Consider the following 22,384-nt stretch of genomic DNA (forward strand, 5'->3'; position numbering starts at 1 on the left):
CCCTGTTTTTTTTTATCGGTATGGCCGGTTGATTGACCGGTTGGCGGTGTATGGCCGGTTATGCTGTTCTTTCGGAGAGGGGGTGTTCAGGCCGAGATAGGGCGGGTATGCAGACAGATTGGGTATGACACAGTCCCGAAAGCGGTTTTTCAGACGGCCTGAGTACGGTGCGGATAATGGGGAGTGGCGGAGAAGGCGGCGGTTTCAGTTGGCGGATTTGTCCGGCCGTGGTCCGGGCGGAAGGGTAATGTTCGGCAGGTTCCAGCCCCGGTATACCGCCAGCATACGCACGGTAAAAATCAGCAGCAGGGTGGCGACGTCGCGCAGCCATAGCGAGATGCCCGCATGGCGCATGAGCAGGTAGGCAATGCCGCCGCTTAATGCCGCTGTAATGTAGATTTCCTTGTGCAGCAGCAGCGGCAGCTGGCGGCAGAAGACATCGCGCATCATGCCGCCGGCAACGGCGGTGATGATGCCCATCAGCAGCACAACGGGCAGGGGCATATTCTGTGCCAGTGCCGCTTCGATGCCGATAACGGTAAACGCCGCCAGCCCGAGCGCGTCAAACCAGCGCATCGCGCGGTCGAGCTTTTCAAACCAATGGTAGAAAATCTGAACCGTAATCGATGTGGCGCAAATCAGATACAGATAATTCAAATCGTGCAGCCAGAAAATCGGGTGGCGGTCGAGCAGCAGATCGCGCAGGGTGCCGCCGCCGACGGCGCCGACGCACGAAACCAGAAGTGCGCCGAAAATATCCAGATTCAGGCGTTTGGCCAATACGGTGGCGGCGGCCGAGCAGGCAAAAATCCCCACCATGTCGAGCGTGTAAATAATCAGGTTTTCCGGGGGCAGGGCAATGGTCTGCATGAGGCGGCGGACGGGTAAAAAAAACGGTGATTATAATGGAAAAAACGGCCCGCAGAACGGGCATGCCGGTGCGCAGAGGCCGTCTGAAACAGCCGGTATGCCGTTTTTCAGACGGCCTTTTGCCAAAGCGGGCAAACCGCCGTATCATGCGCCCTTTGGCCGAGGAACGGATTTGTCATGAAAATTGCCACTTGGAACGTCAATTCGCTGAATGTGCGCCTGCCGCAGGTACTCGACTGGCTGCACACGCACCAACCCGATGTGCTGGCTTTGCAGGAATTGAAACTCGATCAGGACAAATTCCCCGCCGCCGCCGTCGAAATGGCGGGTTACCGCGCGGTGTGGAGCGGGCAGAAAACGTATAACGGCGTGGCTTTGTTGGCCAAACAGGAAATCGCCGATGTGCATACAGGCCTGCCCGCGCTGCCCGACGATGAACAGCGGCGTGTATTGGCCGCCACGATTGATGGCGTACGCGTGATTAATGTTTACTGCGTGAACGGCGAAGCCTTGGACAGCCCGAAATTCCAATACAAACAGCAATGGTTTGCCGCCCTGAACGAATTTGTGCGCGGACAGTTGGCGCAGTATCCCGAGTTGGTGCTGCTGGGCGATTTCAATATCGCGCCGGCCGATGCGGACTGTTACGACCCGCAAAAATGGCATGAAAAAATCCATTGTTCTTCGACAGAGCGCGCGTGGTTTGCCGCGCTGCTGGATTTGGGCTTGACCGACAGCCTGCGCCGGATTTATCCCGAAGGCGCGTTTTACACCTGGTGGGACTATCGCGGCGCAATGTTCCGGCGCAAACAGGGGCTGCGCATCGACCACATCTTAATCAGCCAAGCCCTGTGCGGTCGTCTGAATGATGTACAGGTGGATACCGTGGCGCGCGCCCAGGAGCGTCCCAGCGATCATGCGCCCGTGTGGGCGGCATTCGGCTGAGGACAAAGCCGCTTGCCGCAGGGGGGAATAAACGCTAAAATGCGCGGCTAATCCGTTTTCGGGTCTGTAGCTCAGGGGTTAGAGCAGGGGACTCATAATCCCTTGGTCGTGGGTTCGAAACCCACCGGACCCACCATATAAAAAACCGCTTGAAACGCTGATTTCAGGCGGTTTTTATTTTTGCCCATCTGCAATTGCCCGTTTTTTTGTTCTACATTGGTTCGTTTTTTCGTTTGGATTTTGTGCAAAAAATTCCTTCGTCGGCTGCACCAGTTTTCCTTTTCTGTGTCTCACTAATGCGTTGTCATGTTGCTGTTTTTGTGGCCAAGTAAATTTTTTGCCGCACTCAATCCGGCTTCCTCATCTTTATCCGTTCCGCCTTGGCCCGTATATCCCTGAATGGAAATCCGCTTTTATCTACATTTGCTCTTTTTCCTGCCCGGTTAATTCTGTATCTCAATTGGTTGTAGTTGATAGGTTGCCCATTTTTACGAACGAACAAAAATCATGATTCGCCCCGTTCCGCTCCTCAATCATTTTTCTGATCACATCAGCAAAAATTCCGACAACGGCAATTCCCAATTTCTGCCCACTTTTCCCCTTGGCCGTGGGTTCGAAACCCACCGGACCCACCAGATGAAAGCCGCTTGGACTGTGTGCCAGGCGGCTTTTTTGCGGCGGTGCCATTCCTTATGCGGCGGGGACGGCTTGAAGGGTCAATACGGTATGACTCTGTTCGACGTGCAGCAGCAGGTCGATATTCGGGTGTTTGCCGGGATTGGCCCGTGCGTCGGCCAGATGCTCGGCAAACCAGATCAGGCCTTGTTCGGCCGCACGGCGGTCGAGGGTGCCGCCAAACTGTTGCAGCAGGGCATAGTAGAGTTTGAGCGAACCCAGTTTGCCCGGTGCGGCGGGGATATGGTGGTGCAGGCTGCCGTCGGCGTTGAGAATATTCAGGCCGGACAGGTGGCCGATGTCGGGCATTTGGGCGAGATAATCTTGAAAGTTCATGGTTTTTCCTGTGTTTTTAGGCCGTCTGAAAATAAGTATGGCGACGGACGGCGGTCAGCGGGTGTGGAAGGTGCGGATTTGTGCCAGCAGTTGTGCCAGGGCGCGGCCGCGGTGGCTGAGGCGGTTTTTCTGCTCGGGTGCCAGCTCGGCGGCAGTGCAGCCTTGGTCGGGCAGGAAAAAGTGCGGGTCGTAACCGAAGCCGCCCGTACCGGCCGCTTCGGCCTGCCAGCGGCCGTGCCAGATGCCTTCGGCAATCAGCGGCTGCGGGTCGTGTTCGTGGCGCACCAGAACCAGTACGCAGACGTAATAGGCGGATAAATCGGTTTTTCCGGCCAGTTCGCTGGCGGCTTTGGCGTTGTTGGCGGCATCGGATTTCGGTTCGCCGCCAAAGCGGGCGGACAATACGCCCGGTGCGCCGTTTAAGGCGGGAAAGCAGATGCCGGAATCGTCGGCCAGTGCGGGCAGCCCGCTGATTTTGGCCGCGTGGCGCGCTTTGGCTAAGGCGTTTTCGACAAAGGTCGGATGCGGTTCGGGGCATTCGCCGACATCGAAATCGGACTGCGGGCTGATGCGGATATTCTGCTGCCCTAGCAGACGGGAAAATTCTTGAAGTTTGCCGGCATTGTTGCTGGCTAAAACGATATGGTCAAACATGGTTTATGTTTCCTGAGCGTTTCGGTTTCGGGTGTCGGTCAGAAATGCCTGCAAAATTCCGGGCAGTTCGGCTTGGTTTTTTGCATGGCGGCGGAAAATAATATTGAGGACATCTATCGCGTGTCCGTCGGCATCAAAAACGCTGACCCGGTATGCAAAGTCAAACGGGTCATCGGACTGATAGCTGATTTTTACGGCTTTTTTCCTGCCGCTGTCGATAAAGCTGACGGTGTCGTCTGTTTCCAGTTGTGTGCCGTCGTGTCCGATGCTGTTCAGCCATACCTGCCAATCGGGGCGGCCGCGCTCACGGTATGCCGCAGTGCCAGTGACTGCATCGGTTTCCCTGTTGTGTGACGTTTGCGGGTGTTTATTCGTGATCGAAGACGCTTTTTCGCTGTGCCAAGGCTTTGTGGCGCAGGTGTTCGCGCAAAAACAGTGCCAGCGAGGCGATTTGGCCGAAAACGGCGGCGAACGCGAATAAAAAGGCGGCAATGCCGAACTGGCGGCTGTGAACCGACAGCAGGTAGCTGCCCAGCGCAATCAGGGTGATAAACAGCAGGGTGAACAGAATGGTGAGCAGCAGGAAGGTGCGGCGTTTGGTCATGGCGCGGTTGTCCGTTGGTCAGGGGCGCAGTAAGTCGAAGTATTTCTGCATGGTTAAGATTTGTGTGATCCATTCCCAGCGGGGTTGGAAAAACGGCTGCATCCAAGCGTTGGCCTGGTCGGCGATTTTTTCTGCCGCTGCGGGACGGGCACGGTAGAAAGCCAGTTTTTCGGTCAGATCGGCGTAATCGTCCTGAACGTGGATGTAGTGGACATCGGGTTTCAGACGGCCTTCCATCAGCCAGGTTTCAAAACGCGGTTCGGTCATCACGGCAACGGAGCGGGAGGCCATAATCCATTTGAGATTGGTGGCGACATCGTTGCCTTCGATGCTGAGAATGTAGCGGTATTGCAGTTGTTCGGAAATGGTCAGGTAGTTTTTGTGATAGGGGCGGTGGCGGGAGTTTTCGTGTACGCAGCCGACATCGAACGACGGGGTGGCGTGGTGCTGTTCCAGAAAGCGTAAGCGGTGCGGTTGGTGTGCGCTGCCGCGCCAAACCAGCAGGTCTTTTTTGCTGTGGAAGGTGCGGCGGTCTTTGACGGTGTAAAAATGGCGCACGCTGTCGAGTTTCAGTAAGACGGCATTGACGGCGCGGCCGGAAATCGGACGGCTTTTGACGAATAAGGGGTGGTTGGGGATATGGGTAATGTCACCGAACAGGTAGCCGAAGCGTTGGTCGGGCGGAAAGCTTTTCAGCAGTTTTTTTAAGTCGTAGTAATAGGCGGAGCTTTTGCCTTTGCGGCAGAAGGAAGCGGCGGTGTCGCTGTGCTGCGGGGGGGGGGTAAAGGATGTGGTGAGGCGGTTGTAATAGTGAATCCGCTCTCGGATGTGGTTTTGCAGACCGGCGGGCAGTTTGGCCAGCTCTGATGCGGCATCGGCCGCCGGGCGGGTCAGGAAACGGTGCGGCAGCCATGCGGCGGGAATGCTGGCGGCATAAAAATGCAGTTTGTGCAGCCGCTGGTGCAGAATGTCGGTATAGCTCGGCATATTTATGATTTTTATGACGTTTCAGGCTGGCGCGATGCGGAAAGCAGGTCAGGCAGGAGGCCGTCTGAAAACGGGCACAGCGGGTTTCTGTGAAACAGAAACGCAGGGACAGGTTTTCAGACGGCCTCCTGCTGTCTTGGTCAGCGCAATTCGTTGTGCAGGCGCGAGATCCAGCCGGACAGTTCGCGGCCTCGGTAGGCACTGCCGTCCTTGTTCAGAATACTGATTCGTGCGCCGCTGCCGTTGTTCAGCGGCTCAACGTAGGCAATCAGCTCGGGCCGTTTTTCCGGTGCGGCGGTGGTTTTTCCGCTGCCGAACACGCGGGCAATCAGGCCGGGTTTGGCAGTGCGTACGGCTTCACTTTCGTCGGGGGCAGGCTGCACCAAAAAGGCGTTGCGTTCGGCATTTTGGCCGACAACGGTCAGACCGATACGGTCGAGTGCCAGTGCGGTACGCCGCCAGTTGCGCTGATAGTCGCCGCTGAGAATCAGTGTGCTGCCGTCAATGCGTGCCAGATCGGATGGCGTGCTGCGCTGTTCTTTGGCCTGAACCTGATCGGCAACGGCTTTTTCATCCATGCCCAGATACTGCATAAAGCGGCTCAGGAATGCGGCTTCCAGATTGGGATCGTTGGGGCGGGGCTGCCACATGGTCGTGTCTTCGCTTTTGCCGGTATAGACTTCCTGCATACCTTTGTGGGCAAAGAAGATGTCGGTGCTGCCGCTGCGGCCGCGTTCTACGCGGATCAGGAATTTGTCGCGTTCGCTGGTGGAGTACACGCCGCCCAGCCCGACTTTCTCAAACAGGCTGCGCAGGCCGTCTGCAGGCAACTTGGCACGGTTTTCCGCCCATTCGGTTTCCATTTGGCCGATGGCGGGTTCTTCGTTTTGGATGATAAAACCGTTTTCCTGCCAGAAGGCTTTGAGCAGCGGCCAGATTTCGGCGGGCGTTTTGCCGGAAACGGTCAGCCAGCGCTGGCTGCCTTCGCGTTCCAGCCGCACGCCGTCGATTTTTTGCAGGACGGTTTGCGTTTCGGCGCGGCGCACGGTGCCGGTACGGTTGATGTCGCTGGCGCGGACGGCACCGCTGCCTGCGGGCAGTTGGTAGAGATTGCCTTGTGCGGGATTGGTCAAGTCGGGCGGAATCGAGAGATCGACCACTTGGCGGTTGTGGGTTTGATAATCGAGTTTGGGCTGTTCGGATTTGGCGGCACAGGCGGACAGTGCGAGTGCGGCGGCGGCCCAGACGGCCGGGTGGATACGGTTCATAACAATGTTTCCCTGTGGATTAAATCAATCGGGCCGCCTGCATGGCGGCACGGACTTTGTCTCGGCCGGCTTCGCTCAGCTCCATCATCGGCAGGCGTACATGCGGCGTGCAGCGGTTGAGCAGGCTGCACGCCCATTTCGGGGCGGCGGGGCTGGGTTCGCAGAACATGGTGCCGTAAACCGGAACCAGTTGTCTGTTCAGTTCGCGCGCCAGCATGATGTCGCCGGAAAGGGCGGCACGGCACATATCGGCAAACAGTTTGGGGGCGACGTTGCCCGCTACGGTAATGACGCCGTGGCCGCCGCAGAGCATAAAGGCCAGACCGGTGGGATCGTCGCCGGAATAGACGGCAAAGCCCTCGGGGGCTTGGTTGATGAGGTCGATTTCGCGCGCGATGTCGCCGCTGGCTTCTTTGACGCCGACGATGTTCGGCATTTCGGCCAGACGCAGAACGGTTTCGTTGTCCATATCGACCACAGTGCGGCCGGGTACGTTGTAAAGAATCATCGGAATGGCGGCGGATTCGGCGACGGCTTTGAAATGGCGGTAGATGCCTTCCTGCGAGGGCTTGTTGTAATAGGGGACGACAGACAGGGTGTAGTCGGCTCCCAGTTTTTCGGCGGCTTTGGAAAATTCGACGGCTTCGTGCGTGCTGTTGGCACCGGTACCGGCGATGACGGGAATGCGGCCGTTTACATGTTCGACCGTTTCGCGGATGACGCTGATGTGTTCTTCCGGCGAGAGGGTGGCCGATTCGCCGGTGGTGCCGACGGCGACAATGCCGTCGGTGCCGTTGTCGATATGCCAGTCGAGCAGTTGGCGCAGGCCGGTATAATCGACGCTGCCGTCTTCGTGCATGGGGGTAATCAGGGCGACCAAGCTGCCTTTTAACATGATGAAACCTTTGTGCTGACAAGATAAACAGGAAGAAAAAGATTGGGAATTGTAGCCTAAGTTTCAGGTGCCGGGAAATAGGCCGTCTGAAAAATTGGCTTTACATTTTTTCGGCGGCGGGGCTTATTCCAGCAGTGCTTCGGGAATGGTGCAGACGGGAATCGGGCGGATTTTGTGCTGCATGGCGCGGTTGAGGCGGGTGTAGATTTCCAGTACTTCGCGCCGGCGGCCGGTGAATGCTTCGGGCGGCTGTCTGCCGTACACGCCCATCGCCCATTCCAGCTCGGGGTAAGTGGCGCCCATCTGCTGTTCGTCGCTGCGTTCGGTGTCCCACAGGCCGTCGGTCGGCACGGCCTGCCTGATCGCTTCCGATACGTTCAAAGCCTCGGCCAGCCGGTAAACCTGGCTTTTGAGCAGGTCGCCGATGGGGCTGATGTCCACGCCGCCGTCGCCGTATTTGGTGAAGAAGCCGACGCCGAAATCTTCGACTTTGTTGCCGGTTCCGGCCACCAAAAGATTGTTCAGTTGGCCGTAGTAATAGAGTGTGAGCATACGCAGGCGCGAACGGCTGTTGGCCAGAGCCAGATTTTTGGCCGGATAATCGGTTTCGCTGACTTCGGCCGTCTGCTCGAACTGTTCGAATGTGGGTGTCAGATCCACGCGCAGGGTGCGGACGTTGGCAAAATCGGCGGAAAGTGCCGCCATATGTTCCTGCGCACGGTTTACCTGATCGCTTTTCTGGCGGATCGGCATTTCCAGCAGCAGGGTATCCATGCCGGTGCGCGCAGCCAGTGCGGAGACGACGGCGGAATCGACACCGCCGGATACGCCGACAACAAATCCCTTCATGCCGGCGCTGAGTGCATAGTCTTTCAGCCAGTTTACAATATGCCCGATAACGGCTTGGTGCTGCATGGAGGTGTCCTTTTGATTTGAGGTGGGAAACGGGAAAGCGCAGTATAACCCGAAAAACATACTGCTGCGCGCCATCCGGTATCATTGCCCGCAGTATCGGGGCGGACTAAAATTGAAGTGCAGAATTGTTCGGAGAGCCGCCATGTTGGCCATTTTTCAGATTACCGCACCGGTCTTTGCCATTCTGCTGCTGGGTTTTGCGGCAGTGCGCGCGGGCTGGTTTGCCTTTGACGAATTGCGCGGCGCGGCCAAGCTGGTGATGAGGGTGGGGCTGCCTGCCCTGATTTTTCAGGCCGTTGCCACCAAGCCGTTGGCCGAAGCGTTCGATACTGCTTATCTGGCGGGTTACGGCGGCGGCACGGCGGCCGCCTTTGTTTTCGGCTGGGCTGCGGGGCGTTTTGCACGCCGTCAGGACGGTGCGGCAGCCGCATTGAGCGGTTTCGGTATGTCGATGTCCAATACGGGCTTTATCGGTTACCCTTTGCTGGCGACAGCCATCGGCACCCCGGCCGGTCAGTATATGGCGATGAATGCCCTGCTGGAAAATCTGATTGCACTGCCGCTGTTTTATATTGTGGCCGACGCATCCGGCGGCAGCGGCAAAAGCCGTTGGCAGACTTTGCGTGATGTGGCGGGCAATCTGCTGCGCAATCCGATGATTGCCGCGATTCCGGTCAGTTTGGTTTTTGCCGCAGGCTGGCTGCCGGTGCCGGCAGTGGCCGACAAGGTTACCGCCATGCTGGCATCGGCCTCCGCGCCGGTGGCTTTGTTCGTGATCGGCGGCAGTCTGGCCGGTTTGAAACTGCGCGGCAGTCTGCCCGATATTGCGCTGATCAGCATCGGCAAACTGGTTGTGTTCCCGCTGACGGTATCCGCCGGTTTGTGGCTGGCCGGTGCGGCGCGCGATGTCATCTGGATCGGTGCGCTGCTGGCCGGTGTGCCGATGGCGAGCATTTTTCCGCTGGTGTGCGCGCAGTACGGTTATGAAAAACGCGGTTCGGCCGCCATGCTGCTGACGGTCGTGCTGTCGTTTTTCAGCATTTCCCTGCTGATGTGGTGGGGCGGTTTTGCCCGTTAAGACGGCCTCAATTAAATTCGGCTAAATTTCAGCCGTTTATTTTCGGCAGCGGCAAAAAAACGGAATGCGGTTTGACAGTGGCGGCGGGTTTGCGTATAGTCCGCATTCTTGAACGGAGTAGTGGCTGAGAGGCTGAAGGCACACCCCTGCTAAGGGTGCATCTGGGCTAAAACCTGGATCGAGGGTTCGAATCCCTCCTACTCCGCCAGACAGACGAAGCAGCGCAGCCGGTGAGGTTGCGCTGCTTTGTTTCGGCCGGATGTCCCGTTTGTCTGGCGGGCAAGAAGCGGGGCAGGCGGTTTTCTGGTTGCCGTATGCCGGTAAAAAAAGCCTGTAATCATGATTAAGGCCGTCTGAATACGCATGTTGCGGTATTCAGACGGCCTTTTATCCGTAGGCGGCCGATTTAGTTGGCCGGTACGATTTTGGCTTTTTGGTACAGATCTTCGACCGAGGCGGCGATTTTTTGCAGTTGCAGCGTTTGGGCGATGTTGTTTTTGGCTTCGTCAAACGAGGGGATTTTGACCGCGCGTTTGTCGTTGACGTAAAACAGGGCGTAAACATTGCCGTTGGAGAGCGGTGTGCGGGTAAACTGGCCTTTGTTCAGGTTGCGCACGGCCTGATAGACTTCGGGGTTGGCCTGTTCCAAGTCTTTCAGCGGGATATAGTCCGCACCGATGCCGCCGTTTTCTTTGGCTGCCGGGTCGGCAGAGTATTGGCGTGCTACGGCGGCAAAGGATTTTTTGGCGTTCAGGTCGCGCAGGGCTTTGTCGGTATCGGCTTTATTTTCGGTAACGATTTCGCCCAACTGGATTTCGCTGGTGCCCTGATAGAAGTTTTTCAAGTCGTTGTAGCTTTTCTGTACATCGGCTTCGCGCAGCGGGTTTTGGCGCAAAACGTGGATTTCGTAGGCCTGGCCGAGCAGGCCGGTTTCAAAGTCGGCCCATTGTGCTTTGAAATCGGCCTGTTTGTCTGCGCCTTCCGCTTTGGCCGCACTGCGTGCCTGTTCGCTGGCTTTTTTGTACTCGGCGGATTGGTCGAGTTTCAGACGGCGTGCTTCTTGGGCGACGATGGTGCGGGTAACGGTGCGCTGCAGCAGTTCGTTGCGCAGGGCAGGGCTGTCGGCGGCCTGGCGGGTCTGTTGCAGGACGCGCACCTGACGGTCGATTTCGCTGCTGTCGATTTTGGTACCGTTTACCGTTACCAGCGTTTGAGCCATCAGGCTGCCGGAGAGGGCGGTCATCATCAGTGCGGCAAGATAGGTTTTTTTCATGTTTCTTTCCTCAGGTTGAAAAATTTGGGAAGGGTTCAGCGGGCAGCATATTCCCCGGGCGTCAGCGCGCGGATGCTTAATGCGTGAATGACACCTTGGGCGAAAAAGTCTTGCAGCGGCTCCTGTATCATGCGCTGGCGGGCGAGGCGGCTGTGGCCGTTAAAGGCTTCGCTCACCACTAAAATGCGGTAATGGCCGCCGCCGGTGTTGCCCGCGTGTCCGGCGTGCAGATGGCTGTCGTCGCTGAATTCGTAGTGTTGCAGATTCAGGGCGGACAGGCGTTCGGCAATGTGCTGCTGCATATCGGTCCGGATCATGGGAAAACGGCGCGGTAGGGTTTGATCAGGATTTCTTCGTACACGCCTGCTTGGACATACGGATCCTGTTCGGCCCAGGCTTGGGCTTCGTCCAGCGAGGCGAAGGCGGCGATAATCAGGCTGCCGGAAACTTTGTCGGCATCTTCCGGCAGTGGTGTGGGGCCGGCAGTCAGCAGGCGGTTTTCCGCTTTGAGGGCTTCGAGCCGCGCCAGATGTGCCGCCCGTGCCTGTGCGCGGGCTTCGGCGGTGTCGTCGCCGTCGGTGGCAAGCAGCATATAGTATTGCATGGTCATGATGTTTCCCGGTTGTGCGGCTCTTGCCGCAGAAAGGTGCAATCATACCGCTACCGCCGTGCTTTTGCACGTCTGCTGCCGTGTCAGGCCGTCTGAAAAGCGGCCGGTTTACACGCTTTTTCACATGTAAGCCGTTTTCAGTGTGCTTTTGGCGGAACGGGCAAACCGCTATAATGCCCGTTTTGCCGACAGGATATTGCCGATGGATTCGGATAAACCGCTGCGGACGCGCTGGGCTTTGATGCTGGCGTATGACGGCAGCCGCTTTTTCGGCTGGCAGAAACAGGCGGCGGGCGTGGTTACGGTTCAGACGGCCTTGGAGGCGGCTTTGAGCCGGATTGCGGGCGGGCGGATCGACACCGTTGCCGCCGGACGCACCGATACCGGCGTACACGCCACGGCGCAGACCGTGCATTTCGACACCGTCGCCGAGCGCAGCCCGCAGGCGTGGATACGCGGAGTGAACAGTTTGCTGCCCGAAGGCGTGGCGGTCTGGCACGCGCAAACCGTTGCGCCGCATTTTCATGCCCGTTTCGACGCATTCGGCCGCCGCTACCGCTATATCCTGCAATCGTCGCCCGTGCGCGCGCCGCATCTGGTGCACCGTGCGGGCTGGACGCACACGCCGCTGGATTTCGATGCCATGCGGCAGGCTGCCGCGCTGCTGGTGGGCACGCATGACTTTTCCAGTTTCCGCGCCGCCCAATGTCAGGCCAAATCGCCGGTCAAAACCTTATACAGCGTCCGTTTGAGCGGCACGCCGCAACTGATGGCGCTGGATTTGCACGGCAACGCGTTTCTGCACCATATGGTACGCAATATCGTCGGCGCGCTGGTGTATGTGGGCAACGGCCGTTTGAGCGTGGACGGATTTGCCGCGCTGCTGGCCGAAAAAAGCCGCCTCAAAGCCCCGCCGACCTTTATGCCCGACGGCCTGTACCTGACCGGTGCCGACTATCCCGAAGTATTCGGCCTGCCCGCGCCCGGGCTGCCCGACTGGCTGAAAGGATTGGCGGGCACGGCGGATTGAGGCCGTCTGAAAAACCGATAACGGTTGTGGTGCAGTGCTGAGAGACGATGTGCCGATAATGTAGGAAATGTCGGATTTAAAAATCCGATCTATGCGCCGGGTGTTTTTCTGCAAAGGGTAGGTCGGATACTTGTATCCGACATCATGCTGAAAGTCGATAACGGCTGCGATGCAGTGCTGCGATATGGTGTGCCGGTGATGCGGGAAGTGTCGGATTTAAAAATCCGACCTACACGCCGGATGTTTTTCCGTAAACGGTAGGTCGGATACTCGTATCCGACATCATGCTGAAATCGATAATGTAACGGCTGCGATGCAGTGCTGCGATATGGTGTGCCGGTGATGCGGGAAGTGTCGGATTTAAAAATCCGACCTACACGCCGGGTGTTTTTCTGTAAACGGCAGGTCGGATACCGGTATCCGATATGATGCGCACGGTGCAATGTGGGGCTTACCGGATTGTAAAACCCACCCCAATATCGCGCCACCGTCATCTCCGCCGGTTGGTTTCTTTCATTCTTTTATTACGGAATCCCATGATACCCCGTATCAAAATCTGCGGGTTTACCCGCCCCGAAGATGCCGCCGCCGCCGCCCGTTTGGGCATCGATGCGGTCGGGCTGGTGTTTTATGCTCAAAGCAAACGCTGCGTCACGCCCGAGCAGGCGGCACAAATCGTTCGCGTGCTGCCGCCGTTTGTCAGCGTGGTGGCACTGTTTGTCAATGAAACTGCCGAACGCATCGAAGAGGTTCTGGCGCAGGTGCCGGTGGACCTGATTCAGTTTCACGGCGACGAGCCGCCCGAATTCTGCCGCCGTTTCGGGCGGCCGTATATCAAAGCCGTGCGTGTGAAACAGGCGGCCGATATTCCTGCCGCGTTGGACTGTTATGCCGATGCGCGTGCCGTTTTATTTGATGCCCATATCGAAGGTGAGTACGGCGGGACGGGACACTGTTTCGATTGGCAGATGCTGCCGCCGGATTTAAACGGCCATTGGATACTTTCAGGCGGCCTCACACCCGAAAATGCCGCAGAAGCCGTCAGAATCAGCGGTGCTGCCGCGCTGGACGTTTCCAGCGGGGTGGAAAGCGCGCCGGGCATCAAATGTCCGCAGAAAATGGCGGCTTTCGCTGCTGCTGCCCGACAGGCGGATATTTGACGCTTGAAACCCGAGGCCGGTCAGTTGAAATGTAGGTCGGATGATCCGAATCCGACATGATGATGAGCCGTATCGGTCAAATTTGCCGCATGATAGCGGTTTGATGCAGGCAGGCCGTCTGAATCAACGTATGGCAACGCTTGATGTTACAATCCGTTTTGACATTGAAATGGCTCCGCTGCGTTCAGACGGCCGTCTGCTATTGGAAAGGATGAAAAATATGCACAATTATCAAGCCCCGGACGAGAAGGGCTTTTTCGGCGAGCACGGCGGCGTGTATGTGGCCGAAACCCTGATTCCCGCCCTGCAAGAATTGGCGGCCGCTTATCGGGAAGCCAAAAACGATCCTGAGTTTTGGGCAGCGTTCCGCCGCGATTTGAAGCATTATGTCGGCCGCCCCAGCCCCGTTTACCATGCCGCGCGTTTATCGGCGCAGTTGGGCGGTGCGCAAATCTGGCTCAAACGCGAAGATTTGAACCACACGGGCGCACACAAGGTAAACAATACCATCGGTCAGGCACTGTTGGCCAAACGCATGGGCAAAAAGCGTGTGATTGCGGAAACGGGCGCAGGGCAGCACGGCGTGGCTTCGGCCACCGTGGCGGCACGTTTCGGCATGGAATGCCATGTTTACATGGGTGCGGACGATATTCAGCGTCAAGCCCCCAACGTGTTCCGCATGAAACTGTTGGGTGCGAAGGTGGTCAGCGTGGACAGCGGCAGCCGCACGCTCAAAGATGCCATGAACGAGGCCATGCGCGAATGGGTGGCGCGGGTGGACGACACCTTCTACATCATCGGCACAGCGGCCGGCCCCGCGCCGTATCCCGAAATGGTGCGCGATTTCCAATGCGTGATCGGCAACGAAGCGAAAGAACAGATGCTTGAAGCCGTCGGCAGACAGCCTGATGTGGCGGTGGCCTGTGTCGGCGGAGGTTCCAACGCTATCGGCCTGTTCTATCCCTATATCGGCGAAGAAAACGTGCGGCTGGTGGGCGTGGAAGCAGGCGGTAAGGGGGTGGATACGCCCGAACATGCCGCCCCGATTACCTCAAACGCGCCCATCGGCGTGCTGCACGGCTTCCGCAGCTACCTGATGCAGGATGAAAACGGCCAAGTGCTCGGCACACATTCCGTATCGGCCGGTTTGGACTATCCCGGCATCGGCCCCGAACACAGTCATCTGGCCGACACCGGCCGTGTCGAATACCATGCCGCCAACGATGATGCCGCATTGCAGGCTTTTGATTTATTGTGCCGGTACGAAGGCATCATTCCCGCGCTGGAAAGCTCGCATGCGCTGGCATGGGCGGTAGAAAATGCGCCGAAAATGGACAAAGACCAAGTGATTTTGGTCAATCTGTCCGGCAGGGGGGACAAAGACATCAATACCGTGGCCAAGCTCAAAGGTATCGAGCTTTGAGCGCTTGGCAGAAATAAAGCACAGCATTTTGCTGTGCTTTTTGTTTGTCTTTTAACCGGGAAGGCCGTCTGTACGCGGCCGCAGCAGCCAGGGCAGGTAGCGTATGGCGAACAGCAGCAGGGCGGCGGCAAAGAGCAGGCCGGAGGCGGCCAGGGCGGGACGGTAGAGTGCCGGTGCGGCGGTAAGGGTAATGGCGGCCGTGAGGCGCAGCAGGGCGGCGGCGGCCATCAGGATAAAGGCGGCCGGCATGGGGCGGGGCGCGGGGTAGAGGCTGCGGCCGGTATGTCCCAGTGCGGTGCGCGTCATCATGCTGAGGGTGAGCAGGCCGATGCCGCCGACAGCAATCAGGTGGATACCGGCACTTTTCCATACGGGGAGCCAGTAAGCGGCACCCAATACGGCCAAACCGAGTGCGGTCAGGGCATAGCCCAAATGCAGTGTCCATAACAGCGGTTCGCGCCAAATGCGTGCGTGATGCCAGCGGACGGTCTGAACCAGGCCGATGATGCCGCAGGCCGTCAGGCAGACAGCGGCGGTCAGCGGCAGGGATTGCGCGGCCAGCAAAGCGGCAGCCGTCATGGGCAGCCACAACGGTGCACCCATCAGCCAGGCGGGCGATGCGGTCTGCGGCGTATTCAGACGGCGTGCGGTAAAAAACGGAATCACGCGGCTGCCGATGAGGCCGATAAAGCCTGCCGCCAGTATCAAACCGGCCAGCAGATAATCGCCCAACCGTGCGCCATCTGCCTGCAGATAAGCCGCATTAAAAAGCGCGTGTCCCAGTCCGAAGCAGAAGAGGGCGGCTACGGCGATATAGTTGCGCCGGTTTCGGCTCTGCCAGACCGAGTATCCCATCAGGGCGGCGGCGAGCCAGTAAAACGCCGTACCGGCGAGCGCGCCGGGGAGGGTCAGCGGCATCAGGCGCGCGCCCAGCCACAATGCCAGCAAAACCATGAGCGGCCTGCCGTGCCAGCGCGGCTGTCCCGTCCAGGTCGCGACAGCCGTCAGCAGAAAGGCGACAATCACCGCGCCGGTATAACCCCAAATCATTTCGTGCGCGTGCCACAGCGGATTGGCCGGTTGCGGCAGCCATTGATGGTAAACCGCAATCCACAGTAAAACCGAAAACGCGCCGAAAACGGCGGCAGCCGGATACAGCGGGCGGAACGCCATGCCCCAAAGCGGGTGTTGTGCGGATACGGGCGGATATGTTCGGGCGGATTCGGCCGCTGCGGGCGGTTTAATCTGAATCAGTGCCATATTCAGACGGCCTCCATAAAAGGTTCGGCGGCGGGAAAGAGTTCGCGCTCTTCAAATCGGACATGTCCGCGCAATAAGGCGGCAAAACGGGTCTGCCATGCGGCATCAGCATGATCGGGCGGGATCCGCATACTGCGCAGAGCTGCATGGTCGGCTTCGAAACGCTGCTGCAAGCCGGTGTGGCGCAAATGCGGCCAAACCGCCGAAAGCTGCCGTTCTTCTTCGGCAAAATGCGGCAGCAGGGTAGCGAAATGGCCGGCAATGGCCGCGCGGTGGTCGGTTTCCGGTGCACGCAGTATGCGCAGGCACAGTGCCAGCGAATGATGGTGTTCCTGTGAAAGCGGAACCAGCAGAGGATGGCGTTTCATGATTCTTGTCCGAACGGCGGAAATAAAATAATATTCAGATATTATGAAACTTTAATCAGGCGGTGGCAAGTTGTACATTACCCAGCATACCGATTTTGCGTTGCGCGTTTTGATTTACACGGCGGCACACGAAGGAAAACTCGTCAATATTGCCGAAATTGCCGATGCGTACCGGATTTCAAAAAGCCATTTGATGAAAGTGGTAACGGCACTGGTCAAAGGCGGTTTTCTTCACAGCATACGCGGCAAGGGCGGCGGCCTGCAACTGGCCGCACCGGCCGAGCAGATACGCATCGGTGCCGTTATCCGCCATCTGGAGCCGGTGCAGCTGGTCGAGTGTATGGGGGCGGGCAGTCAATGCGTGATCAGCGGCAGTTGCCGGCTGGCCGTGGTGTTGGACGGTGCGGCCAAAGCATTTTTCAACCATCTGGACAGCTTTACGCTGGCCGATATGCTGAACCGGCAGACGGTCGGCATACTGATCACACCGTACCGTCAGAATCAGGCCGTCTGAATATTCTGATTAAAGGGGGGGCGGCTTGAAAACCGGTAGCTGCGTGATAAGCCGGATGACGGAATCCGGTTTTTTGATTGGGATTGACCGGGACGGCATGGGACTGCTCTGCCGACGGTTGCGCTATCACTGTCCGTTAGACGGCAGACCGGTAATGCGCCAGCAGCTGCCCGATGACGGCGGTTTCGTCAAATTCGGCCAGTGCGCTTGCGCGCAGGGTGTGGGGCGGGTAGGCGGAACGGTTGCGGCACAGGGCGATCATGGCACGGGCCAGGGCGGCGGGGTCGTCATTGGGGACGAGCAGGCCGCGTTCGGGTGTGATAACGGAGCAGGGGCCGTCGTTGGCGGTGGCCGCCAGCGGCAGGCCCTGCGAGAGGGCTTCGATAAGCACGATGCCGAAGGTTTCGGCGCGGCTGGCCAGAACGAAGGCATCGCAGCGGCGCATCAAATCCTGTACGCCCTGACGGCTCAGTGCGCTGTGAAAGGTAACGGCGTTTTCGATATTCAGACGGCCTGCCTGTGCGGCCAAGGCCGCCGCTTCGCTGCCGCCGCCGCCGATGTGCAGCGTGATGCCGGGCATTTGGGCGGCGGCCAGAGCAAAAGCGTCCAGCACAATATCGAAGCCTTTGTGGCGGTGCAGATGGCCGACGGCGCAGAAGGCGAACGGTCGATCGGGCGTTTTGTCGGGCAGCGGAGCAGCGGCAAAAAGATTGTCCAGCATATTGGGCAGATACTGCCAATCGGTACCGGGGAAGTAATTTTCCAGTAAGCGGCAGAACGGGCGGCTGACTGCCAGCCGTACCGCTGCGGCTTCGGCGGCCTGCCGCATGGCTTTTTGCTGCCATGGACGGATCAGGCCGCGCGCATAGGTGCTGCTGTGTTCGGTGACGACAAAGGGAATGTGGTGGCGGCGGGCGATGCGTCCGGCTAGAATGCCGCCGTAGTTCAGGCAGTGGGCGTGCAGCACATTGGGGCGGCCGTGTTCGGCGGCGTAGGCCTCGAACAGGGCTTCGCCTGCGGCCAGCCAGCGGCAGCGGTCGAGATAGGGCAGGCGCGGGAAAAACAGCATGGAATGGTGGATATGGGTGGCCACGCCGTGTTCGCGGCAGGTTTGGCGGCCGTAAGGCCCGCGCCACAATGAGGAGAATTCGCCGCGTAAAGAGCGGAACACCGGCGCGGCTACGCCCACCTGCACACCGGCACGTGCGAGTGCCTGTGCCTGCTGGCGGAAGAATGTGCCGTTGAGGTCGTCGGCGGAAACGGGATACCACGAGGGCAGAAGCAAAACGTGCATGGTGTTCTAAAAAAGATACTGTATTTTTTGTAAAGCGCAATTTGGTTGATTTTTGTCAGATACAAATAACCCCTGCATACTGACAAGCAGTAGCGTTGATAGAGTATATATTTAACCAACTCAGTTAACTAACTTAGGCGGCAGGTGTAAATCTGCCGCCTGTTATTTTATGTTTGTGCCGTTCGGGGTCGGACGGTGTATTGCTCTTGATGCAGACGCAGGCAAATTTCAAAATCTTGCACATCATCAGGACATAAATCTGTTTCGGATGTTTTCCTTCTTTGATTTTCTGCTCAAACCGAGGTCGCCATAGGTCGGTGTGGAGGCAGGCAATTCGGGCGGGCATGTACAGGGCTTTGCGTATAAACCTGTCGCCCGTCTGAATGATGCCCGACTGTATCGGTGGGCGGCAGGACGGGGCGTATCAATGGCGGGCGGTTTATCGGTTTGTGCGTCCGCAGGCGGCGGTTACGGTTTTCCGTCGGGCGGTTCTGTTGCGGTTTTCAGACGGCCTGCCGTCAGGGCGGCGGCCAAATCGCGGCGGAAAGATACCGCCAATGCAACGGACAATACCGTCCACAATAGAGCAAAGGCCGCAGGGTATGCCGCGCCGTATGCCGCATAGGCCGAACCCAGCAGCAGGGCGGCGGCCACGGCGGCATAAGCGGCGGCGCGCGGCAGCGGCAGCCAGATGCGGCGGGCGTATTCGGTTTTCAGCACGAAAAACAGCGCGAATGCCAGTGACACCGCCAAGGCGGCACCGGCCGCACCGAAAGCGGGTATCAGCAGCCGCCCCAAGGCCAGATGGGCGCAGAGCGATGCTAAGGTTATCCACAAGGCGGCGCGGCTTTTTTTCCGTACCTGAATGCCGATGCCGCCGACTTCGGTCAGCGTATAGATCAGGGGCGGCAGCATCACCAGCGGCAGCAGAAACGGCACGGCGGCGTAGTCGGTCGGCAGGAACAGGCGGGTTAACGGGGCGGCCAGCGCGCTCAGACACCACACGGCGGCAGCCGCACCGGTCAGCAGGCGGAAAATACGGGCGACCGGTGCTAAGTCGCGCTGTTCGTGCACCCAGCGGAACAATGTCGGTGCCCATATGGTAGAAAAAATACTCTGCACCAAAACCGCAGCGGCGGCAAATCCCGCCGCCAGAGCGTACACGCCCAAAATATCGGGTGCGGCATACTGTTTCAGCAGCCATTTGTCGGCCGAGCCCAAGCCCCAGTAGGCGAGCGCGGCCAAGGCCAGCGGCAGGCCGTAGTGCAGCAGGCTGCCGAGCAGGGTGCGGCTGAACGGTGCGCGCAGGGCGGCGGCCAGTTGGATGCGGGTCTGCCATGCCAGCAGCAGCACGGCGGCACTTTGCGAGAGGGCAAAAGCGGCGGCCAATGTGCCGGTGTCGGCGGGCGCGCCTGCGGCAACGGCGGCGGGTGCCGACAGCAGCAGGCAGAGCTTCGGCCAGACCTGGGCGGCAGAAAAAGCCAGTGCGCGTTCGTGCAGGCGCAGAATCAGCGACAGGTAGCGGGTAAACAGCCAGGCGGCGGCATACAGGGCAATCCAGAGTTCCCATGCGGGGTTGCGGCTGCCGAAGAGCAGTTGTGCGGCGGAAAACGGCAGAGCGGCCCACAGCAGCAGGATAAAGGTCAAAGCGGCCAAGGGCGGCAGCAATACGTTTTTCAGCAGCAGGTTTCGGTCGGGTGCAGCGTGAAATTCGCGGATATAGGCCTGATCCGCGCCCATGCCCGCCACAATCAGTAGCAGCGAAACCGCAGTTTGCAGCAGCGCGGTGCGGCCGATGTCCTGCGCGGGAAAATACCATGACAGCAGCGGCAGGGTCAGCAGGCCGAGCGCGGCACTGCCGACGGGGCCTAAGGCATAGGCGGCAACTGTGCGGCGGTTCATAGGCGGACTCGGTGCCGTTCGGCAACAGGAGGTGTGCGGTGCGGGCGGTACATCATCGGGCATCGTTTTCAGACGGCCAAACCGTTTCACCGCCCGCACGGACGGCAGCGTGCAGAGCTTCGGCCACCCGGTTTATTTGCACTTCGGTCAGATACGGGTGCATGGGCAGGCTCAACACTTCCGCTGCGGCACGGTCGCCGACGGGCAGCGTGCGGTGGTCGCCGACGGCAGGTTGTCTGTTCAAAGGAATCGGATAATGCACGGCAGTGGGAATGCCCGCCGCTTTCAAGGCCGTCTGAACGGCATCGCGGCGGGGCACGCGCACGGTGTATTGTGCGTAGGCACTGCGGTTGTGCGCTGCGATAAAGGGCGGGGCAATGCCGGTATCCGCGAGCGCGGCGGCATACAGCGCGGCCACGTTTTGCCGCCGCTGCATTTCGTCTTCCAAAATCGCCAGCTTGGGCAGCAGAACGGCCGCCTGAAGCGTATCCAGACGGCTGTTTACACCCACGCGGATATGGTGGTAGCGGCGGTCTTGACCGTGGCGGGCGATTTGGCGCACGGCTTCTGCCAGCGCATCGTTATCGGTAAACACCGCGCCGCCGTCGCCGTAGCCGCCCAGCGGTTTGCTGGGGAAGAAACTGGTGCAGGCCAGCGTGGTCAGACTGCATGACGGGCGGTTTTTGTAGCGTGCGCCGAAACTCTGGGCCGCATCTTCAATCACGGGCAGGCCGTGGCGGGACGCGATGCGGTTGATGGTGTCGAAATCGGCGCATTGGCCGTAGAGCGATACGGGAATCAGGGCTTTGGTGCGCGGTGTGATGGCGGCTTCGAGGGCGGCGGGGTCTATGGTGTAGGTGGCGGCGTCAATATCGACAAAAACGGGTTTGGCACCGAGCAGGGCAACCGTTTCGGCGGTGGCGATATAGGTGAAACCGGGCGTGATGACTTCATCGCCCGCGCCCACACCCAAAGCCATCAGCGCGATTTGCAGCGCGTCGGTGCCGTTGGCTACACCGATACAGTGTCTGACACCGCAGAACGCGGCCAGTTTTTCCTCTAACTCTGCCACTTCGGGGCCGAGAATATACTGGCCGTGTGCCAGCACTTTTTGGATATTGGCGTCGATTTCGGTTTTGATACGCGCTTGTTGGGCGGCGAGGTCGATAAATTGCATCGGGAGCTTTCAAAAAGTCGGTTCGGTCGGAAGGAGGAATCCGACAAAGTACTTGAATAGGCAGTATCGGTATTTCGCCCGGTGTCGGATACAAGTATCCGACCTACATCAGTATTCATCATTTCGGCCGAACATTTGCCATGCGGTTTAACGCAGATCGGATTTTTCAATCCGACGCTTTGGTTAATCGGCCGCCAGGGTATCTCATATCCTGTTTGGTGTCGGCCGGACGCGGATCCGGACGGCAGTCATTTTGGCCGATTCAGACGGCCTTGTGCAGCAGGCCGTCTGAAAGGATATAGGTATCGCCGCTGTGCGGGCAGCGGGTTTCTCCCGAGCCGGTCAGCGGCAGATCCAGCCGTTCGCCGTATTCGCTGATCCAGCCGGTTTGGCGGGCGGGTACGCCCGTCATCAGGGCGTAGTCGGGCACGTCTTTGGTGATGACTGCGCCCGCGCCGATAAAGGCGAAACGGCCGATGGTGGTGCCGCAGACGATGGTGCAGTTTGCGCCCAGGGTTGCGCCGTGTTTGACCAGTGTGTCGCGGTATTCGCTTTTGCGCTCAATCAGCGCGCGCGGGTTGTGGACATTGGTAAACACCATGCTGGGGCCGCAGAACACGCCGTCTTCCAAGATTACATTGTCGTACACGGACACATTGTTTTGGATTTTGCAGCGGTTGCCGATGATGACGCGGTTGCCGACAAAAACGTTCTGGCCGAGAGAACAGTTTTCGCCGATGCGCGCGCCCGCGCAGATATGGACGAAATGCCAGATGCGGCTGCCGGCACCGATTTGCGCGCCTTCGTCCACAATGGCGCTGGGGTGTACACTGTATGTCATGGTTTATCCTTGAATGGTGTCGGCGGGCTTCCTGATGCAGGTCGGATTCTGGAATCCGACTATTGGCTGGCCGGTGTCGGATACGGGTATCCGACCTACGTGCTTTCAGACGGCCTTTACGGGGCGTTTTTCTTGTAGGTCGGATTCTTGAATCCGACGAGGTGGTTTACCAAAAGTGATGCTCAATGCCGGACATTCCGATGTTACCGATTCCGCCTGTTACGGGTGGCCGGTGTCGGATACCAGTATCCGACCTACGGTGTTTTCAGACGGCCTTTGCGGGGCGTTTTTCTCGTGTAGGTCGG

Annotated in this window: 25 protein-coding genes and 2 tRNA genes; 9 read left to right on the forward strand and 18 right to left on the reverse strand. The window is 58.9% G+C overall.

Going from position 1 to position 22,384, the window contains the following annotated elements:
• Window positions 1–204: 204 nt before the first annotated feature.
• On the reverse strand, window positions 205–870 hold the full coding sequence (locus ORY85_RS01150) for a trimeric intracellular cation channel family protein (RefSeq protein ID WP_274572593.1): 666 nt from the start codon (window positions 868–870) through the stop codon (window positions 205–207).
• A gap of 177 nt (window positions 871–1,047) precedes the next feature.
• Between ORY85_RS01150 and xth the strand changes: the two genes are divergently transcribed.
• Together xth and ORY85_RS01160 are read left to right on the forward strand one after the other, a co-directional pair.
• Entirely contained in the window at window positions 1,048–1,815 is a 768-nt protein-coding gene (gene xth / locus ORY85_RS01155) for an exodeoxyribonuclease III (RefSeq protein ID WP_274572594.1), read from the forward strand.
• 60 nt (window positions 1,816–1,875) lie between these two features.
• Window positions 1,876–1,951: transfer RNA gene (locus ORY85_RS01160), tRNA-Ile, on the forward strand.
• A gap of 320 nt (window positions 1,952–2,271) precedes the next feature.
• On the opposite strand, the gene ORY85_RS01165 is transcribed toward ORY85_RS01160, so the two are convergent.
• From ORY85_RS01165 to rdgB, 3 genes are read right to left on the reverse strand one after another with little or no spacing between them, the layout of a single operon-like run.
• Complete coding sequence (locus ORY85_RS01165) at window positions 2,272–2,502, reverse strand: hypothetical protein (protein WP_274572595.1); 231 nt, start codon at window positions 2,500–2,502, stop codon at window positions 2,272–2,274.
• A gap of 3 nt (window positions 2,503–2,505) precedes the next feature.
• Window positions 2,506–2,826 carry a DUF2322 family protein gene (locus ORY85_RS01170; RefSeq protein WP_274572596.1) on the reverse strand — a complete coding sequence of 107 codons (321 nt, stop codon included), beginning with the start codon at window positions 2,824–2,826 and terminating at the stop codon, window positions 2,506–2,508.
• 54 nt (window positions 2,827–2,880) lie between these two features.
• Window positions 2,881–3,480, reverse strand: coding sequence for an RdgB/HAM1 family non-canonical purine NTP pyrophosphatase (gene rdgB, locus ORY85_RS01175; protein ID WP_274572597.1), 600 nt, complete (start codon window positions 3,478–3,480; stop codon window positions 2,881–2,883).
• Here rdgB and ORY85_RS01180 point away from each other — a divergent pair.
• Window positions 3,469–3,834 carry a hypothetical protein gene (locus ORY85_RS01180; protein WP_274572598.1) on the forward strand — a complete coding sequence of 122 codons (366 nt, stop codon included), beginning with the start codon at window positions 3,469–3,471 and terminating at the stop codon, window positions 3,832–3,834. The genes rdgB and ORY85_RS01180 overlap by 12 nt on opposite strands.
• Window positions 3,835–3,847: 13 nt before the next feature.
• On the opposite strand, the gene ORY85_RS01185 is transcribed toward ORY85_RS01180, so the two are convergent.
• From ORY85_RS01185 to nadE, 5 genes are all read right to left on the reverse strand, one after another.
• Window positions 3,848–4,084 (reverse strand): NGO_0222 family membrane protein, encoded by a 237-nt coding sequence (locus tag ORY85_RS01185; RefSeq protein ID WP_274572599.1) that lies wholly within the window; start codon window positions 4,082–4,084, stop codon window positions 3,848–3,850.
• 18 nt (window positions 4,085–4,102) lie between these two features.
• The gene (locus ORY85_RS01190; RefSeq protein ID WP_274572600.1) at window positions 4,103–5,071 is read right to left on the reverse strand and encodes a glycosyl transferase family 90; all 969 of its coding nucleotides are present in this window, start codon (window positions 5,069–5,071) and stop codon (window positions 4,103–4,105) included.
• A gap of 140 nt (window positions 5,072–5,211) precedes the next feature.
• Window positions 5,212–6,339 carry an outer membrane protein assembly factor BamC gene (gene bamC, locus ORY85_RS01195; protein WP_274572601.1) on the reverse strand — a complete coding sequence of 376 codons (1,128 nt, stop codon included), beginning with the start codon at window positions 6,337–6,339 and terminating at the stop codon, window positions 5,212–5,214.
• A 19-nt stretch (window positions 6,340–6,358) separates the two neighbouring features.
• Window positions 6,359–7,234, reverse strand: coding sequence for a 4-hydroxy-tetrahydrodipicolinate synthase (gene dapA, locus ORY85_RS01200; RefSeq protein WP_274572602.1), 876 nt, complete (start codon window positions 7,232–7,234; stop codon window positions 6,359–6,361).
• Between the two features lie 123 nt (window positions 7,235–7,357).
• Window positions 7,358–8,149 (reverse strand): NAD(+) synthase, encoded by a 792-nt coding sequence (gene nadE, locus ORY85_RS01205; RefSeq protein WP_274572603.1) that lies wholly within the window; start codon window positions 8,147–8,149, stop codon window positions 7,358–7,360.
• Between the two features lie 142 nt (window positions 8,150–8,291).
• Between nadE and ORY85_RS01210 the strand changes: the two genes are divergently transcribed.
• Both ORY85_RS01210 and ORY85_RS01215 read left to right on the forward strand, forming a co-directional pair.
• On the forward strand, window positions 8,292–9,227 hold the full coding sequence (locus ORY85_RS01210; RefSeq protein WP_274572604.1) for an AEC family transporter: 936 nt from the start codon (window positions 8,292–8,294) through the stop codon (window positions 9,225–9,227).
• 114 nt (window positions 9,228–9,341) lie between these two features.
• A tRNA-Ser gene (locus ORY85_RS01215) sits at window positions 9,342–9,435 on the forward strand.
• Window positions 9,436–9,633: 198 nt separating this feature from the next.
• On the opposite strand, the gene ORY85_RS01220 is transcribed toward ORY85_RS01215, so the two are convergent.
• Genes ORY85_RS01220 through ORY85_RS01230 form a run of 3 tightly spaced genes read right to left on the reverse strand, consistent with a single transcriptional unit; the run spans window position 9,634 to window position 11,104 of the window.
• The gene (locus tag ORY85_RS01220) at window positions 9,634–10,500 is read right to left on the reverse strand and encodes a peptidyl-prolyl cis-trans isomerase (protein WP_274572605.1); all 867 of its coding nucleotides are present in this window, start codon (window positions 10,498–10,500) and stop codon (window positions 9,634–9,636) included.
• Window positions 10,501–10,535: 35 nt separating this feature from the next.
• Window positions 10,536–10,802, reverse strand: a complete 267-nt coding sequence (locus tag ORY85_RS01225) for a BolA family transcriptional regulator (protein WP_274572606.1) — start codon at window positions 10,800–10,802, stop codon at window positions 10,536–10,538.
• 11 nt (window positions 10,803–10,813) lie between these two features.
• Window positions 10,814–11,104 (reverse strand): YciI family protein, encoded by a 291-nt coding sequence (locus ORY85_RS01230; RefSeq protein ID WP_274572644.1) that lies wholly within the window; start codon window positions 11,102–11,104, stop codon window positions 10,814–10,816.
• Between the two features lie 208 nt (window positions 11,105–11,312).
• Between ORY85_RS01230 and truA the strand changes: the two genes are divergently transcribed.
• The 3 genes from truA to trpB all read left to right on the forward strand — a co-directional run bounded on the left by truA (window position 11,313) and on the right by trpB (window position 14,723).
• Window positions 11,313–12,140, forward strand: coding sequence for a tRNA pseudouridine(38-40) synthase TruA (gene truA, locus ORY85_RS01235; RefSeq protein WP_274572607.1), 828 nt, complete (start codon window positions 11,313–11,315; stop codon window positions 12,138–12,140).
• A gap of 536 nt (window positions 12,141–12,676) precedes the next feature.
• A complete protein-coding gene (locus ORY85_RS01240; protein ID WP_274572609.1) occupies window positions 12,677–13,300 on the forward strand; it encodes a phosphoribosylanthranilate isomerase in 624 nt (207 codons plus the stop codon).
• Window positions 13,301–13,520: 220 nt separating this feature from the next.
• Window positions 13,521–14,723: a tryptophan synthase subunit beta gene (trpB, locus tag ORY85_RS01245; protein ID WP_274572610.1), complete on the forward strand. Its 1,203-nt coding sequence runs from the start codon at window positions 13,521–13,523 to the stop codon at window positions 14,721–14,723.
• A 51-nt stretch (window positions 14,724–14,774) separates the two neighbouring features.
• Here the strand turns inward: trpB and ORY85_RS01250 are convergent, their stop codons facing one another.
• A complete protein-coding gene (locus ORY85_RS01250) occupies window positions 14,775–15,983 on the reverse strand; it encodes an NnrS family protein (protein ID WP_274572611.1) in 1,209 nt (402 codons plus the stop codon).
• 2 nt (window positions 15,984–15,985) lie between these two features.
• Complete coding sequence (locus tag ORY85_RS01255) at window positions 15,986–16,351, reverse strand: hemerythrin domain-containing protein (RefSeq protein WP_274572612.1); 366 nt, start codon at window positions 16,349–16,351, stop codon at window positions 15,986–15,988.
• 70 nt (window positions 16,352–16,421) lie between these two features.
• Here ORY85_RS01255 and ORY85_RS01260 point away from each other — a divergent pair, with 70 nt between their 5' ends.
• Window positions 16,422–16,865 carry an Rrf2 family transcriptional regulator gene (locus tag ORY85_RS01260; protein WP_274572613.1) on the forward strand — a complete coding sequence of 148 codons (444 nt, stop codon included), beginning with the start codon at window positions 16,422–16,424 and terminating at the stop codon, window positions 16,863–16,865.
• Between the two features lie 136 nt (window positions 16,866–17,001).
• On the opposite strand, the gene ORY85_RS01265 is transcribed toward ORY85_RS01260, so the two are convergent.
• The 4 genes from ORY85_RS01265 to ORY85_RS01280 all read right to left on the reverse strand — a co-directional run bounded on the left by ORY85_RS01265 (window position 17,002) and on the right by ORY85_RS01280 (window position 22,079).
• On the reverse strand, window positions 17,002–18,159 hold the full coding sequence (locus tag ORY85_RS01265) for a glycosyltransferase (protein ID WP_274572614.1): 1,158 nt from the start codon (window positions 18,157–18,159) through the stop codon (window positions 17,002–17,004).
• A gap of 468 nt (window positions 18,160–18,627) precedes the next feature.
• Entirely contained in the window at window positions 18,628–20,061 is a 1,434-nt protein-coding gene (locus ORY85_RS01270; protein WP_274572615.1) for a lipopolysaccharide biosynthesis protein, read from the reverse strand.
• Between the two features lie 52 nt (window positions 20,062–20,113).
• Entirely contained in the window at window positions 20,114–21,238 is a 1,125-nt protein-coding gene (locus ORY85_RS01275; RefSeq protein WP_274572616.1) for a DegT/DnrJ/EryC1/StrS aminotransferase family protein, read from the reverse strand.
• A 262-nt stretch (window positions 21,239–21,500) separates the two neighbouring features.
• Complete coding sequence (locus ORY85_RS01280) at window positions 21,501–22,079, reverse strand: acyltransferase (protein WP_274572617.1); 579 nt, start codon at window positions 22,077–22,079, stop codon at window positions 21,501–21,503.
• Window positions 22,080–22,384: the final 305 nt, after the last annotated feature.

Source organism: Neisseria leonii (genome assembly GCF_028776105.2).
In the GTDB taxonomy this organism is placed as follows: domain Bacteria; phylum Pseudomonadota; class Gammaproteobacteria; order Burkholderiales; family Neisseriaceae; genus Neisseria; species Neisseria leonii.